Source organism: Pseudomonas sp. O230, assembly GCF_045447035.1.
Classification (GTDB): domain Bacteria; phylum Pseudomonadota; class Gammaproteobacteria; order Pseudomonadales; family Pseudomonadaceae; genus Aquipseudomonas.
Genome location: NZ_JBJGXN010000001.1, coordinates 469,964 through 483,909, shown reverse-complemented (window position 1 = coordinate 483,909; position 13,946 = coordinate 469,964). Strand labels below are relative to the sequence as shown.

13 protein-coding genes are annotated in these 13,946 nt (G+C 60.4%); 8 read left to right on the top strand and 5 right to left on the bottom strand.

Going from position 1 to position 13,946, the window contains the following annotated elements; translation table 11 throughout:
- Positions 1-9 precede the first annotated feature (9 nt).
- The 4 genes from ACI77H_RS02310 (at position 10) to ACI77H_RS02295 (ending at position 3,332) form a co-directional block, all read left to right on the top strand.
- Complete coding sequence (locus ACI77H_RS02310; RefSeq protein WP_407010151.1) at positions 10-555, top strand: twin-arginine translocation pathway signal protein; 546 nt, start codon at positions 10-12, stop codon at positions 553-555.
- 148 nt (positions 556-703) lie between these two features.
- Positions 704-2,299, top strand: coding sequence for a GMC family oxidoreductase N-terminal domain-containing protein (locus tag ACI77H_RS02305; protein WP_407010150.1), 1,596 nt, complete (start codon positions 704-706; stop codon positions 2,297-2,299).
- Between the two features lie 115 nt (positions 2,300-2,414).
- Positions 2,415-2,894 (top strand): pantetheine-phosphate adenylyltransferase, encoded by a 480-nt coding sequence (gene coaD / locus ACI77H_RS02300; protein ID WP_007945531.1) that lies wholly within the window; start codon positions 2,415-2,417, stop codon positions 2,892-2,894.
- Between the two features lie 186 nt (positions 2,895-3,080).
- Entirely contained in the window at positions 3,081-3,332 is a 252-nt protein-coding gene (locus ACI77H_RS02295; RefSeq protein WP_048722619.1) for a YfhL family 4Fe-4S dicluster ferredoxin, read from the top strand.
- A gap of 121 nt (positions 3,333-3,453) precedes the next feature.
- On the opposite strand, the gene ACI77H_RS02290 is transcribed toward ACI77H_RS02295, so the two are convergent.
- The 3 genes from ACI77H_RS02290 to ACI77H_RS02280 are packed head-to-tail and all read right to left on the bottom strand — an operon-like array spanning position 3,454 to position 5,488.
- The gene (locus tag ACI77H_RS02290; RefSeq protein WP_407010149.1) at positions 3,454-3,777 is read right to left on the bottom strand and encodes a multidrug transporter; all 324 of its coding nucleotides are present in this window, start codon (positions 3,775-3,777) and stop codon (positions 3,454-3,456) included.
- A 53-nt stretch (positions 3,778-3,830) separates the two neighbouring features.
- Positions 3,831-4,643, bottom strand: coding sequence for a bifunctional DNA-formamidopyrimidine glycosylase/DNA-(apurinic or apyrimidinic site) lyase (gene mutM, locus ACI77H_RS02285; RefSeq protein ID WP_407010148.1), 813 nt, complete (start codon positions 4,641-4,643; stop codon positions 3,831-3,833).
- Between the two features lie 29 nt (positions 4,644-4,672).
- Positions 4,673-5,488, bottom strand: a complete 816-nt coding sequence (locus ACI77H_RS02280) for an HDOD domain-containing protein (RefSeq protein WP_407010349.1) — start codon at positions 5,486-5,488, stop codon at positions 4,673-4,675.
- A 275-nt stretch (positions 5,489-5,763) separates the two neighbouring features.
- Here ACI77H_RS02280 and ACI77H_RS02275 point away from each other — a divergent pair, with 275 nt between their 5' ends.
- From ACI77H_RS02275 to ilvD, 3 genes are all read left to right on the top strand, one after another.
- The gene (locus tag ACI77H_RS02275) at positions 5,764-6,960 is read left to right on the top strand and encodes a class I SAM-dependent rRNA methyltransferase (RefSeq protein ID WP_407010147.1); all 1,197 of its coding nucleotides are present in this window, start codon (positions 5,764-5,766) and stop codon (positions 6,958-6,960) included.
- Between the two features lie 132 nt (positions 6,961-7,092).
- A complete protein-coding gene (locus ACI77H_RS02270; protein WP_407010146.1) occupies positions 7,093-8,292 on the top strand; it encodes an MFS transporter in 1,200 nt (399 codons plus the stop codon).
- A gap of 258 nt (positions 8,293-8,550) precedes the next feature.
- Positions 8,551-10,392: a dihydroxy-acid dehydratase gene (ilvD, locus tag ACI77H_RS02265; protein ID WP_407010145.1), complete on the top strand. Its 1,842-nt coding sequence runs from the start codon at positions 8,551-8,553 to the stop codon at positions 10,390-10,392.
- A 206-nt stretch (positions 10,393-10,598) separates the two neighbouring features.
- Here the strand turns inward: ilvD and ACI77H_RS02260 are convergent, their stop codons facing one another.
- On the bottom strand, positions 10,599-11,654 hold the full coding sequence (locus tag ACI77H_RS02260; RefSeq protein WP_407010144.1) for a haloacid dehalogenase-like hydrolase: 1,056 nt from the start codon (positions 11,652-11,654) through the stop codon (positions 10,599-10,601).
- A gap of 240 nt (positions 11,655-11,894) precedes the next feature.
- Between ACI77H_RS02260 and ACI77H_RS02255 the strand changes: the two genes are divergently transcribed.
- Positions 11,895-13,286 carry an L-cystine transporter gene (locus ACI77H_RS02255; RefSeq protein ID WP_407010143.1) on the top strand — a complete coding sequence of 464 codons (1,392 nt, stop codon included), beginning with the start codon at positions 11,895-11,897 and terminating at the stop codon, positions 13,284-13,286.
- 108 nt (positions 13,287-13,394) lie between these two features.
- On the opposite strand, the gene ACI77H_RS02250 is transcribed toward ACI77H_RS02255, so the two are convergent.
- Positions 13,395-13,907, bottom strand: a complete 513-nt coding sequence (locus ACI77H_RS02250) for a dihydrofolate reductase (RefSeq protein WP_407010142.1) — start codon at positions 13,905-13,907, stop codon at positions 13,395-13,397.
- Positions 13,908-13,946 lie beyond the last annotated feature (39 nt).

The following is a 13,946-nucleotide window of genomic DNA, read 5'->3' as shown; positions in this document are numbered from 1 at the left end:
ATAACAATAATGAGCCCAGGCCTGTCCGATACACCCGCGCTGTCACGGCGCGGCTTGCTTAAATTCAGCCTCGGCGCGAGTGCGTTTCTGGCCACCGCCGGACTCGGCGCGAGCCTCAGCGGGTGTTCGTCGAGCCTCCCGGCCAGCGGTTTCGCGATGCTGCGCAGCGGCGATCTGCTGTTTTTGCGGGCGCTGATTCCGGTGATGCTCGATGGCGCCGTGGTCGCCGGGAAAATGCCGATGGCGCTCGACCAGACCCTGCGCGGCCTGGATCACAGCCTGAATTACCTGTCGCCGGAAATGCTCAAGCTGACCCGACAATTGTTCGACGTGCTGGGGATGGCCGTGACGCGCGGGCCGTTGACCGGGATTTGGGGCAGTTGGGAGAACGCCAGTGCCGATGAGATTCGGCATTTTCTTGAACGCTGGGAAAACAGTTCGTTGAGCCTGTTGCGCATGGGCCACAGTTCGCTGCTGCAACTGGTGATGATGGCGTGGTACAGCCGCGCGGAATCGTGGGCGCATTGCGGGTATCCGGGGCCGCCAACGGTTTGAGACCCGGTCGACCCAATCGCGGGCAAGCCCACAGAGTTCGAGTCGTTCACAAAAGGGTGGCCCACCTTAAATCCTGTGGGAGCGGGCTTGCCCGCGAAGGCGTCAGCCGCTTCACCACAGAATCGAAAAACAATAAGAGAACCCAAAGATGCCCGTACCCGATCCGTTCCGCGAAGGCATGGCCCGTGGCTGGAAAACCCACAACGGCTCGCAACTGACCCAGGACCTGACCCTCGAAGCGGACGTGGCGATCATCGGCAGCGGCGCGGGCGGCGGTACTACCGCGGAAATCCTCAGCGCCGCCGGCTACAAGGTGTTGCTGATCGAAGAAGGTCCGCTCAAAACCAGCAGCGACTTCAAAATGCTTGAAGACCAGGCCTACACCAGCCTCTATCAGGAAGGCATCGGCCGCATGAGCAAGGACGGCGCGATCACTATCCTTCAGGGCCGCGCGGTGGGCGGCACCACGCTGATCAACTGGACTTCGAGTTTCCGCACCCCAGAGCCGACGCTCGAACACTGGGCCAGGGAGCACGACGTCAAAGGCCACAGCCCGGCCGAGATGGCGCCATGGTTCGAGAAAATGGAGCAGCGTCTCGGCGTCGCGCCCTGGAGGGTTCCGCCCAACGCCAACAATGACGTGATCCGCAAGGGCTGCGAGCAGCTTGGTTATAGCTGGCACGTGATCCCGCGCAACGTGCGCGGTTGCTGGAATCTCGGCTACTGCGGCATGGGCTGCCCGACCAACGCCAAACAGTCGATGATGGTCACGACCATTCCAGCGACCTTGGAAAAGGGTGGCGAACTGATTTACCTGGCCCGCGCCGAGAAACTGATGATCAAGGATGGCAAGGTCACGGGCCTGCAGTGCGTGGCGATGGATGACCGTTGCGTCGCCCCCACAGGCAAGACGATCACGGTCAAGGCGCGGCATTACGTACTGGCTGGCGGCGGGATCAACAGCCCCGCGCTGCTGTTGCGCTCCGACGCGCCCGATCCGCACAAACGTTTGGGCAAACGCACGTTCCTGCATTTGGTGAACATGTCCGCCGGGCTGTTCGACGAAGTGATCAACCCGTTCTACGGCGCACCGCAATCGATCTATTCCGACCATTTTCAATGGCAGGACGGCACGACCGGCAAGATGTCCTACAAGCTCGAAGTCCCGCCGCTGCAACCGGCCTTGGCGGCAACATTGCTCGGTGGTTTCGGCCAGGAAAGCGCCCGACACATGGAAAACCTGCCGCATACCCACGCCATGCTGGCGTTGCTGCGCGATGGCTTTCACCCGGACAGCCCCGGCGGCAGTGTCGAGTTGCGCGGTGACAATACGCCGGTGCTCGATTATCAGGTTTCACCCTACGCTTGGGACGGTTTGCGCCGCGCTTTCCACAGCATGGCCGAAATCCAGTTCGCCGGTGGCGCCAACGCCGTGATGCCGATGCACGCCGATGCGCACTATGTGAAAACCCTGGCTGAAGCACGCACGCTGATCGACGGCCTGAGCCTTGAGTTGTATCGCACCCGCCTGGGCAGTGCCCATGTGATGGGCGGTTGCGCCATGGGCGAAGACCCGAAAAACGCCGTGACCGACAGCCTTGGCCGGCATCATCAACTGAGCAACCTGTCGATCCACGACGGCTCGCTGTTCCCCACCAGCATTGGCGCAAACCCGCAATTATCGGTCTACGGGCTGACGGCGCAACTGGCGACTTCGCTGGCCGAACGTTTGAAAAACCCATGAAAAGAGCGAATATTCCCATCGTCTATAGTGCTTTCTTACCCAAAAGGCGACTTGGCCGACCGGGAAGGCTGCGATACCATCCGACTCCCCAACGGACTCCCGCCAGGACGACGCGATGAACCGAGTGTTGTACCCAGGTACCTTCGACCCTATTACCAAGGGCCATGGCGACTTGGTCGAACGCGCCGCGCGCCTGTTCGATCATGTGATCATCGCCGTCGCCGCCAGCCCGAAGAAAAACCCGTTGTTTCCCCTGGAACAGCGTGTGGAGCTGGCCCGCGAGGTCACTAAACATCTGCCGAACGTTGAAGTCGTCGGTTTCTCGACGCTGTTGGCACACTTCGCCAAAGAGAAGAACGCCAACGTGTTCCTGCGTGGTTTGCGCGCGGTCTCGGACTTTGAATACGAATTTCAGCTGGCCAACATGAACCGTCAGCTGGCGCCGGATGTGGAAAGCCTGTTTCTTACGCCGTCCGAGCGTTATTCGTTCATCTCCTCGACGCTGGTCCGTGAAATCGCGGCCCTGGGTGGCGATATCACCAAGTTCGTCCACCCTGCGGTGGCGGACGCCCTGACCGAACGCTTCAAGAAATAAACCTGTAGGAGCCAGCTTGCTGCGGGCGGCGCTCCGACGATGGACGTTAACGGTGGCGAGGGCTACCTGAATGAACGCGGCGCGCTCCCGTCCATCGCCAGCAAGCTGGCTCCTACAGCTCCAATGCGGCACAATTGCGCGCATTGGTTTTTAGCGCCCGGGCCTGCCGCCCCGGCTGGAGTTAGCATGTCCCTGATCATCACCGACGATTGCATCAACTGCGACGTCTGCGAACCCGAGTGCCCGAACGCCGCCATTTCCCAGGGTGAAGAGATCTACGTGATCGACCCGAACCTGTGCACCCAGTGTGTCGGCCACTATGACGAACCTCAGTGCCAGCAGGTGTGCCCGGTGGATTGCATTCCATTGGACGAGGCACATCCGGAGACTGAAGAGCAGTTGATGGCGAAGTATCGGGTGATTACCGGCAAGGCTTGAATGTGCGGTGTCTGTCCTGACGCCATCGCGCGCAAGCCCGCTCCCACAGGTATTGCGCGCTCCCCTGTGGGAGCGGGCTTGCTCGCGAAGAGGCCATCAGCCACACCGAAGACCTGACTGATCACTCCCGCTGCTCAAACCCCTCCCCGATACACCCCAGACACCGCACGAACGCTGCTTTCGCCGGGTCAACCACCAACGCCTGCCCTGCATCGCCGACATTGCCGCCCAACGCGGTAAACGGCAACGACACCACAAACGCCCCCGCGCCGATCACCGTTGCCACGACCAGCAAGGGTCGGGCAATCAGCAAGTCGCCGAGCATGGCGTACGCGGGGGGATTCTGGATGGTGTAGCGCGGATCGCCGCTGCCGGTACTTGCTGCCAGCGCTGGCGCACCGACACTCAGCAGCAAAACGACGGCAAGGGTTCGAAACAGGTTCATGGCACGGTCCTTCGACTAGGCAGTGAGAACACTGACTATAGACCGTAGGAGCATCAGCTCTGACAGCGCGGGCAAAAGACGCTGGCGCGCTGCCCGAGTTTGACTTCCCGCAGCTCTGTTGCGCAGACCTTGCACGGTTGACTGCCACGGCCGTACACGAACAATTCCTGCTGAAAATAACCGGGCTGACCATCGCCACCGATAAAGTCGCGCAACGTCGTACCGCCGCGCTCGATGGCGGCGGCCAGGATGCGTTTGATCTCGATCGCCAATTTCAGATAGCGTGCCCGGGAAATACTCTTGGCCTCACGACGCGGATCGATCCCGGCCGCAAACAGCGCTTCGGTCGCGTAGATATTGCCCACGCCGACCACCACCGCGTTGTCCATGATGAATGGTTTGACCGCCATCGAACGCCTGCGGGATTGCTGGAACAAGCGCTCACCGTCGAACAGATCGGTCAACGGCTCCGGGCCCAGGCGAATCAGCAATTCGTGGTTGAGCGGATCGAGGCTCCAGAGCATCGCGCCAAAGCGTCGCGGGTCCGTATAGCGCAATGCCAGGCCCGACTCCAGCTCGATATCCACATGCTCATGCTTGGCGGCCGGCATGCCGACTTCCACCAGACGCAGATTGCCCGACATGCCCAGATGGCTGATCAACGTGCCGACTTCGGCGTTGATCAGCAAGTACTTGGCGCGCCGTTCCACCAGCACGATACGCTGGCCGGAGAGACGCACATCTAGGTCTTCGGGGATCGGCCAGCGCAGGCGACGGTCACGCACGATCACCCGGCTGACGCGCTGGCCTTCCAGGTGAGGCGCAATTCCGCGGCGGGTGGTTTCGACTTCTGGCAGTTCAGGCATGGCGCACTCGAATCAGGCTCTGACGATACTCAGCGGTGAGTGCCGAGGTCGCGAATCGTTTGTTTGAGGGTTTCGAAGTCATAGTCCGAGAGGCCGACGTAATCGAGCACCAGCGGCGCGATGGTGTTCCATTCGTGGTCCTCGTTCTGGTTGCCCAGTACCCGGTAGGACGCACAAATGTGCTCGGCCATTTTCAGAATCGCCAACAGGTTTTTCAGCGGGCTGTTGCGCGATGACTCATCGCTGAAAATCGCCAGCGCGTTGTGGTGGTTGGCAATGGCGGTGCTCACGTGCTCCGGCAGGCGCCAGGATTTCGCCGTGTAATAACCCACCACCGCATGGTTGGTATTGAACACCCGATTCTCGGTGTCCACCACCCGGCATTCAGCGCTCGCGTTGGCGTAGGCCACTTCGAGTGTCGTCATGTAGTCAGGGAAGCGCTGCAACATCAGCGGCACGCCGCAGTCGTGGAACAGGCCCAAGGCGTACGCTTCATCCCCCGCCTGGACGCCGATGCGCTTGGCCAGGGTCAGGCAGGTCATCGCCACATCCTGCGCGGTGTCCCAGAAACGGTTCAGGGTGACGATGGTGTCATCGTTCATTTCACCCTTGATCGACTGTGCGTTGATCAGGTTGATGATCGAACGGCTGCCCAGCAGATTCACCGCACGCTGGATCGAAGCGATCTTGTTGCTCAAGCCGTAATACGGCGAGTTGACGATTTTCAGCAGGGAACCAGAGAGGCCAGGGTCCTGGGAGATCAGCTTGGCGATCACCTCCAGATCCGGGTCGGGCATGTACTGCTCCATCTGCAGATCCACCATGATCTGCGGCTGGGCCGGCACGCTGATGCCTTGCAGGGACTGTTGGATCTGTTCGGTGGTCAGCTCTTGGGACATAAGTACACACTCTGGGACAGGCGCCGATTCTAACCTTTATAAAGTTGGATCCGACACACTGGCTGACTGATCGGACAAAGTTTCATACAAATGTTTACAGGATCACGTGGACCTGGAGGCGCTGGCTTGCCGGCGAAGGCGTCATCAGCGTTTCATCGCCCACCCGGCCCGCCACCACCCTCAACACGCTATACTCCCGCTCTTTTTTCCGGAGCGACGTCATGTCCCTGCCTAGCCTGCGCCTCAAAGCCAACGCCGACCGTCGCCTGCGAAACGGTCACTTGTGGGTCTACAGCAACGAAATCGATGTAGCGGCGACCCCTTTGCACGGCTTCAAGGCCGGCGACCAGGCGATCCTCGAAGCTGCCGGCGGCAAGCCGCTGGGCATCGTTGCCATGAGCCCGAACAACCTGATCTGCGCCCGCCTGCTGTCGCGCGACATCAAGTTGCCGCTGGACAAATCGCTGCTGGTGCATCGCCTGAACGTCGCCCTGTCCCTGCGTGACCGCCTGTTCGACAAGCCGTTTTATCGCCTGGTCTACGGCGATTCCGACCTGCTGCCAGGCCTGGTGGTCGACCGTTTCGGCGACATCCTCGTGGTGCAGATCGCTTCGGCGACTATGGAAGCGCATAAAGACAACGTGATCGCAGCGTTGACCCAAGTGCTCAAGCCAAGCGGCATTCTGTTCAAGAACGACTCTGCGGCTCGCGATGCCGAAGGCCTCAATCGCTACGTCGAGACCGTGTTCGGCCTGGTGCCAGAGTGGGTGGCGCTGGAAGAGAACGGCGTGAAATTCGAAGCGCCGGTCATCCAGGGCCAGAAAACCGGCTGGTTCTACGACCACCGCATGAACCGCGCACGCCTGGCCCCATACGCCAAAGGCAAACGCGTGCTCGACCTTTATAGCTACATCGGTGGCTGGGGCGTGCAAGCGGCCGCGTTCGGCGCCAGTGAAGTGTTCTGCGTCGACGCTTCGGCCTTCGCCCTCGACGGCGTCGAGCGCAACGCAGCGCTGAACGGTGTCGCCGAAAAAATGACCTGCATCGAAGGCGACGTCTTCGAAGCCCTGAAAGAGCTAAAAGCCAGCGAAGAACGTTTCGACGTGATCGTGGCCGACCCGCCGGCGTTCATCAAACGCAAGAAAGACATGAAAAACGGTGAAGGCGCCTACCGTCGCCTGAACGAGCAAGCCATGCGCCTGCTCAGCAAAGACGGCATCCTGGTCAGCGCATCCTGCTCGATGCACCTGCCGGAAGACGATCTGCAAAACATCCTGCTGACCAGCGCCCGTCACCTGGATCGCAACATCCAGATGCTGGAACGCGGCGGCCAGGGTCCGGATCATCCGGTGCACCCGGCGATTGCTGAAACGCGCTACATCAAGAGCATTACTTGCCGGTTGCTGCCAAACAGCTAATCGCTGCCTGATTGCGGGAGCGAGTCAGCTCGCTCCCGCAATAGATTCGGAACAGTCCTACACCTCCTGCATTGACTTCCATGTCCATCAGGTCAACTCTCGGCCACCCCTCACGGATCGAGAGCGTTGTTGATGAACCCTTCCACGCACACCGCGAAAAAATCCTCGCTCATCCTGCTATTGATGACGATGACGCTGCTGGGTGTTTTCCCGCTGGACGTCGTACTCCCCTCTTTTCCCGCACTCTCTGACTACTTCCGTACCTCCGCGTCCGACATTGCCCTTTCGGTCAGCTTGTTCGCCATTGGCCTTGGGCTCTCCGTGGTGCTGGTCGGACCGCTATCGGATTTGTGGGGGCGCAAGACCCTGTTACTGGCCGGTATCGCCATCTCGATGGTCGGCGCGACCGGTTGCCTGCTTTCCAGCGAATACAGCGGGTTCCTGGTGTTTCGCGTCATTCAGGCCGTGGGTTGCGGTTCCTTTGTGCTGTCGCAGGCCTTGATTCAGGATTTGTTCGTCGGCAAAGAACAGGAGCGAATCAGGATCTGGATGACGACCGGCGGCGGGGTGTTCATTTCCATATCGCCGCTGCTCGGAACCTGGCTGCAAATGCATCTGGGCTGGGACGGCAGCTTCTATGTCTTTATCGCGTTGGCCGCCATTGTCTGGATAAAGGCTGGCGTCTTGCTCAAGGAAACGCCGCGCAGTCATACGGCGCCGCCCGCTCGCTTTTTCAGTGCCTATTGGCGGCTGTGTGCCGACGTACGCTTCATGGGCTACTGGCTTATTTCCGGCCTGGCCTTCGCCTGCCATTTTTCATTCATCGTCATGTCGCCGATCATTTTCATGGAGCGCCTGGCACTCACGCCCTACGAATTCGCCTGGACATTGTTGCTGTATGGCGTGGCTTATGTGTTCGGCGGGATAGTCGCCAGCGCGCTGCATCGGCGCCTGCCGGCCAACTCGCAGATCGTGATCGGCCTCGGGCTGATCGCCCTGTCGGGGCTGGTCATGCTGTGGCTGGCCAATCAGTTCGGGCTCACTGCCGCGGCGGTGCTGATCCCCATGCTCATTTGCACGGCCGGCACCACCATTGCCCGGCCTATCGCCAATTCCAAAGCCATGACCCTTTATCCACAGGATGCCGGTACGTCCTCATCGGTCGGCGGCGTGATGATCTTCTTCTGCGGCGGCGTGATCAGTGTGGTGATCAATCTCGCTTCGGAAGACCTCACCACGGCGCTCGCCTTGTGTTTCCTGGTCCTGAGCGCCGCAGGTCTGGGTCTGAACGCGCTGATCATGCAGCGCAATCTGGCGCTGAACGCGAGTTGATACACGCCGGTCGTCATCCCGCTCGCGCCACCGACGCCGGATCAGCGTTTCCCGGCATTCCCTCCTGACGCCAGCCGTGTAGAATCGCGACATTCATCGCCAGTCATCCCCCGGCGGGTTTATGAGCTCAAGCTGAAGCGCGCGGCGATCCCGCAAAGTTATCGGCAACTTCCGGACACACGGCCATTTCTGAGTGTTCCAGACGTCAATAGAAGCTCACTTCCCTTTTGATACCTGATTAGCCGCCCGGAGTGCTTCATGCCTGATTACCGCTCGAAAACATCCACCCACGGCCGCAACATGGCCGGTGCCCGCGCATTGTGGCGCGCCACGGGGATGAAAGATGACGACTTCAAAAAGCCGATCATCGCCATTGCCAACTCCTTCACCCAGTTCGTACCGGGCCACGTCCACCTCAAGGACCTGGGCCAACTGGTCGCCCGCGAAATCGAACGCGCCGGCGGTGTAGCGAAAGAATTCAACACCATCGCTGTCGATGACGGCATCGCCATGGGCCACGACGGCATGCTGTATTCGCTGCCAAGTCGCGAGATCATCGCCGACTCCGTCGAATACATGGTCAACGCCCACTGCGCCGACGCCATCGTCTGCATCTCCAACTGCGACAAGATCACCCCAGGCATGCTGATGGCCGCCCTGCGCCTGAACATCCCGGTGATCTTCGTGTCCGGCGGCCCGATGGAAGCCGGCAAGACCAAACTCGCTTCCCACGGCCTCGACCTCGTCGACGCCATGGTGATCGCCGCCGACTCCAGCGCTTCTGACGAGAAAGTCGCCGAGTACGAGCGCAGCGCCTGCCCAACGTGCGGCTCGTGCTCCGGCATGTTCACCGCCAACTCGATGAATTGCCTGGTTGAAGCATTGGGCCTGGCCTTGCCTGGCAACGGTTCGACCCTGGCCACCCACAGCGACCGCGAGCAGCTGTTCCTCCAGGCTGGCCGCACCATCGTCGAGCTGTGCAAACGTTACTACACCGACAACGATGAGTCGGTACTGCCGCGCAACATCGCCAACTTCAAGGCGTTCGAAAACGCCATGACCCTGGACATCGCCATGGGCGGTTCCACCAACACCATCCTGCACTTGCTGGCCGCCGCCCAGGAAGCCGAGATCGACTTCGACCTGAAGGACATCGACCGCCTCTCGCGCCACGTGCCGCAACTGTGCAAAGTTGCGCCGAACATCCAGAAGTACCACATGGAAGACGTGCACCGTGCCGGCGGGATCTTCAGCATCCTCGGCTCGCTGTCCCGTGGTGGTCTGCTGCACACCGACCTGCCGACCGTGCACAGCAAAACCCTGGCTGAAGGCATCGCCAAGTGGGACATCACCCAGACCGACGACGAAGCGGTGCATCACTTCTTCAAGGCCGGCCCTGGGGGCATCCCGACGCAAACCGCGTTCAGCCAGTCGACCCGTTGGGAAACCCTGGACGACGACCGTGAAAACGGCTGCATCCGTAGCGTCGAACACGCCTACTCGAAAGAAGGCGGCCTGGCGGTTCTCTACGGCAACATCGCCCTCGACGGCTGCGTGGTGAAAACCGCCGGCGTCGACGAGTCGATCCACGTGTTCGAAGGCAACGCGAAGATCTTCGAAAGCCAGGACAGCGCCGTACGCGGCATCCTCGCGGACGAAGTGAAGGCCGGCGACATCGTGATCATCCGTTACGAAGGCCCGAAAGGCGGCCCGGGCATGCAGGAAATGCTGTACCCGACGTCGTACCTGAAATCCAAAGGCCTGGGCAAAGCCTGCGCCCTGCTCACCGACGGTCGCTTCTCCGGCGGCACTTCGGGCCTGTCCATCGGCCACGCTTCGCCAGAAGCCGCTGCTGGCGGCGCGATTGGCCTGGTGCAGGACGGCGACAAAGTGCTGATCGACATTCCGAACCGCTCGATCAACCTGTTGATCAGCGATGAAGAAATGGCCGGGCGCCGTGCCGAGCAGGATCAGAAAGGCTGGAAGCCTGTGGAAAAACGTCCACGTAAAGTGACCACCGCACTGAAGGCCTACGCCCTGCTGGCGACCAGCGCCGACAAGGGTGCTGTGCGTAACAAGGCGATGCTCGACGGGCTGTAAGCTTCAGTCGCAGATATAAAAATGCCCCGCCAAAGTGCGGGGCATTGTTTTGATAACAAAGCCGGGTTGGCAGTAGTACCTCTGTGAATGTCACGCCGCCATCGCGGGCAAGCCCGCTCCCACAAGGTCTCGGGTGAAACACAGATTGTGTGAACACCCAAGATCCCTGTGGGAGCGGGCTTGCCCGCGATTGAAGCGCCTCGGTCTTACTGAATCTCTGCCGGTGTCACGACCACCCAGTTCTTGTCCGCCGTCACCGGCAACCCTTCCTTGGCCTGTGCTGCGGCGTGCTTGGCCATCATGCCGTTAATCTGGGTCATGTATTTGTCCTTGCGGTTGACCCACAAGTGGATGCCGCCCTTGGCCACGTCGACACTGTGGAACAGCATGTAACCGTCGCTGCTCGGGGTGTCGCCGCCGACCAGTACCGGTTTTTTCCATTCATCGATGTAGGTCAGGATCGCCGCTTGCTTGCCGGCCATCCAGGTCGCCGGGGTCCACAGGTACGGGGTCAACTCGAGGCCAAGGTTGGCCTTCTCGTCATACTTGCCAGCGGTGATTTGTTTGCGCGCCGTGGTCAGTTCGCCGGACTTGGGATCCTTGAGCAGCAGGCTTACGCCGATCACGTTTTGCGGTTTGACGTTGTAGCCGTACTTCGGATCGGAGGCGACCATACGCACCAGCTCTTCGGAAGCGGCGGTCATCACGTAGACCTCGATGCCGTTCTCCATCAGCTTGTTGTACAGCTCTGCCTGGCCGGTGAAGACTTTCGGCGGGTTGACGTCGAGGTTCTTGACCACGTCGCCTTCGTAATAAGTCGCAGGCACCGGTTTGCCAGAGGCCATCAACTCGTCGACATAGCCTTTGAGTTCCTGGAGGGTAAAACCGGAGAACACCTGGGCGACCCATGGGTAGCAAACCATGTCGTCGACTTCGCAGAGACGGTAGTAGTAACTGAACAGGCTTTCCTTGTGGTCGGCGGTGTCCTTGAACGGCATCAGTTTCAGGGAGGGGTCGAGTTTCTCGCGAGTGATCAGGCCCTTGTTTTCCATGAACGGCAGCAACGACTCTTCAAGGTCATAGCGGTAACTGGTGTTGTCCATGTCGAACACCGCGTAGTTACCCTTGTTGGCGTTCGCCGCGATCATCGCGTCCAGCGCCTTGGCCTGATCGGCTGGCCAGTGCTTCAAATCGGTGGCGAAGACCTGGCCGGCGAGGCCCAGACAGAGTGCAGCAGCCAGAAATTTCGGTGCGAGTTTCATCGGCGGTTCTCCCTGATTCAAAGATATCGACGCTAACAAATAACTGTGACAGTCCTCGTCTGTCAGCGACCGTACACGTCCCCTTCGCGTCAGTTGCATCCCCGACAGCGACATCCGCTTATTCCAAAAACGACAGTTATCAGACTTTTTTGATATTAATTCATTGAAAATCAAGCTGTTAGGCTTGCCGGTTCGCAGCTGCCCCGGAAGGCAGCTGGCACATGTCTAATGGGAGTTCCAATGAATCTGCCGCTGATTCTCAACCTGCTGGTGTTCCTCGCCCTGCTCGTCGCACTCGCACAAACCCGTCACACGACGTGGAGCCTGGCTAAAAAAGTCCTGCTCGCTTTGGTTTTGGGCGTGGTGTTCGGCGTCGCTTTGCACACGATTTACGGTGCCGGCAACCCGGTATTGAAAGCCTCGATTGGCTGGTTTGATCTGGTGGGCAACGGTTATGTGCAGTTGCTGCAAATGATCGTGATCCCGCTGGTGTTCGCCTCGATCCTCAGTGCCGTGGCCCGCCTGCACAACGCTTCGTCGCTGGGCAAGATCAGCTTCCTGACCATCGGCACGCTGCTGTTCACCACCGCCATCGCGGCGCTGATCGGTATCGGTTTGACCAACCTGTTCGGCCTTACCGCCGAAGGCCTGGTCGCCGGCACCCAGGAAATGGCCCGCCTGCAAACCATTCAGACCGACTATGCCGGCAAGGTCGCCGACCTGAATGTGCCGCAGTTGCTGCTGTCGTTCATCCCGCAAAACCCGTTCGCCGACCTGGCCCGCGCCAAGCCGACGTCGATCATCAGTGTGGTGATCTTCGCTGCATTCCTCGGAGTCGCCGCGCTGCAACTGCTGAAAGATGACGTCGAAAAAGGTCAGAAAGTGATCAACACCATCGACACCCTGCAAGCCTGGGTGATGCGTCTGGTGCGCCTGGTGATGAAGCTGGCCCCGTACGGCGTGTTGGCGCTGATGACCAAAGTGGTCGCCGGTTCCAACCTGCAAGACATCATCAAGCTTGGCAGTTTCGTCGTGGTGTCTTATATCGGCCTGGGGCTGATGTTTGTGGTTCACGGCGTGCTGGTCTCGGCGGCGGGGATCAACCCGCTGCGCTTCTTCCGTAAGATCTGGCCGGTGCTGACGTTTGCCTTCACCAGCCGTTCGAGTGCAGCGACGATTCCGCTGAGCATCGAAGCGCAGACCAGCCGCCTGGGTATTCCGCAGTCCATCGCCAGTTTCGCCGCTTCGTTCGGCGCGACCATTGGCCAGAACGGCTGTGCCGGTCTGTACCCGGCGATGTTGGCGGTGATGGTGGCGCCGACCGTGGGCATCAACCCGCTGGACCCGCTGTGGATCGCGACGTTGGTGGCGATTGTGACGCTGAGCTCGGCCGGTGTGGCCGGTGTCGGTGGCGGCGCAACGTTTGCGGCGCTGATCGTGTTGCCGGCGATGGGCTTGCCGGTGTCACTGGTGGCGTTGCTGATATCGGTGGAGCCGCTGATTGATATGGGGCGGACGGCGTTGAACGTGAGCGGTTCGATCACGGCCGGGGCGATGACCAGCCAGATCATGCAGCAGACGGATAAAGAATTGCTGGATGCGGATGAGCATTCGGAGTTGGCTCACGCTTAAGACTTTCATTGTCTGAGCGGGCCTCTTCGCGGGCAAGCCCGCTCCCACAGGGTTCCGCGGTGTGACTCACCGGAAGTCCTTGTGGGAGCGGGCTTGCCCGCGATGCTTTTAGATTTTTTCCCAGACTTCGAAGCTGTACGCTGGTTTGTCGCCTTCGGCCGGATTCGGCACATTCGACAGCAACTTCCACTGGTCCAAATCAAACTCGGGAAACCACGCATCACCGTCCGGGCTCAACGCCACGCGCGTCAAATACAACCGATCCGCCTGCGCCAACCCTTGCGCATACAGCTGCGCGCCGCCAATGAGCATCAGTTCATCGACGCCCTGCTCTTTCGCCCATTCTTCAGCGCGAACCACCGCAGCCTCCAGCGACGGATAAACCTCCGCGCCTTCCAGCACCAGATCCGCCTGACGGCTGACCACGATGTTCAACCGGCCCGGCAGCGGACGACCGAGGGAATCCCAGGTCTTGCGACCCATGATGATCGGCTTGCCGAGGGTGGTGGCCTTGAAGTATTTGAAGTCCCCGGGCAAGTGCCAGGGCATGCTGTTGTCGACGCCGATCACACGGTTTTCACCGAGGGCTGCGATCAGGCTGAGGGGGAGTGATTTAGTCATGTCGGCGAGGATACCAGAGCCTCCCGTACCCCGATAAGC

Excerpts from the sequence above, each read along its gene's own strand:
- ilvD (WP_407010145.1), top strand. The coding sequence starts at position 8,551 with ATGCCTGATTACCGCTCGAAAACATCCACCCACGGCCGCAACATGGCC.
- ACI77H_RS02250 (WP_407010142.1), bottom strand. The coding sequence starts at position 13,907 with ATGACTAAATCACTCCCCCTCAGCCTGATCGCAGCCCTCGGTGAAAAC.
- ACI77H_RS02310 (WP_407010151.1), top strand. The coding sequence starts at position 10 with ATGAGCCCAGGCCTGTCCGATACACCCGCGCTGTCACGGCGCGGCTTG.
- ACI77H_RS02255 (WP_407010143.1), top strand. The coding sequence starts at position 11,895 with ATGAATCTGCCGCTGATTCTCAACCTGCTGGTGTTCCTCGCCCTGCTC.
- ACI77H_RS02275 (WP_407010147.1), top strand. The coding sequence starts at position 5,764 with ATGTCCCTGCCTAGCCTGCGCCTCAAAGCCAACGCCGACCGTCGCCTG.
- ACI77H_RS02270 (WP_407010146.1), top strand. The coding sequence starts at position 7,093 with ATGAACCCTTCCACGCACACCGCGAAAAAATCCTCGCTCATCCTGCTA.
- coaD (WP_007945531.1), top strand. The coding sequence starts at position 2,415 with ATGAACCGAGTGTTGTACCCAGGTACCTTCGACCCTATTACCAAGGGC.
- ACI77H_RS02260 (WP_407010144.1), bottom strand. The coding sequence starts at position 11,654 with ATGAAACTCGCACCGAAATTTCTGGCTGCTGCACTCTGTCTGGGCCTC.
- ACI77H_RS02305 (WP_407010150.1), top strand. The coding sequence starts at position 704 with ATGCCCGTACCCGATCCGTTCCGCGAAGGCATGGCCCGTGGCTGGAAA.
- ACI77H_RS02290 (WP_407010149.1), bottom strand. The coding sequence starts at position 3,777 with ATGAACCTGTTTCGAACCCTTGCCGTCGTTTTGCTGCTGAGTGTCGGT.
- mutM (WP_407010148.1), bottom strand. The coding sequence starts at position 4,643 with ATGCCTGAACTGCCAGAAGTCGAAACCACCCGCCGCGGAATTGCGCCT.
- ACI77H_RS02295 (WP_048722619.1), top strand. The coding sequence starts at position 3,081 with ATGTCCCTGATCATCACCGACGATTGCATCAACTGCGACGTCTGCGAA.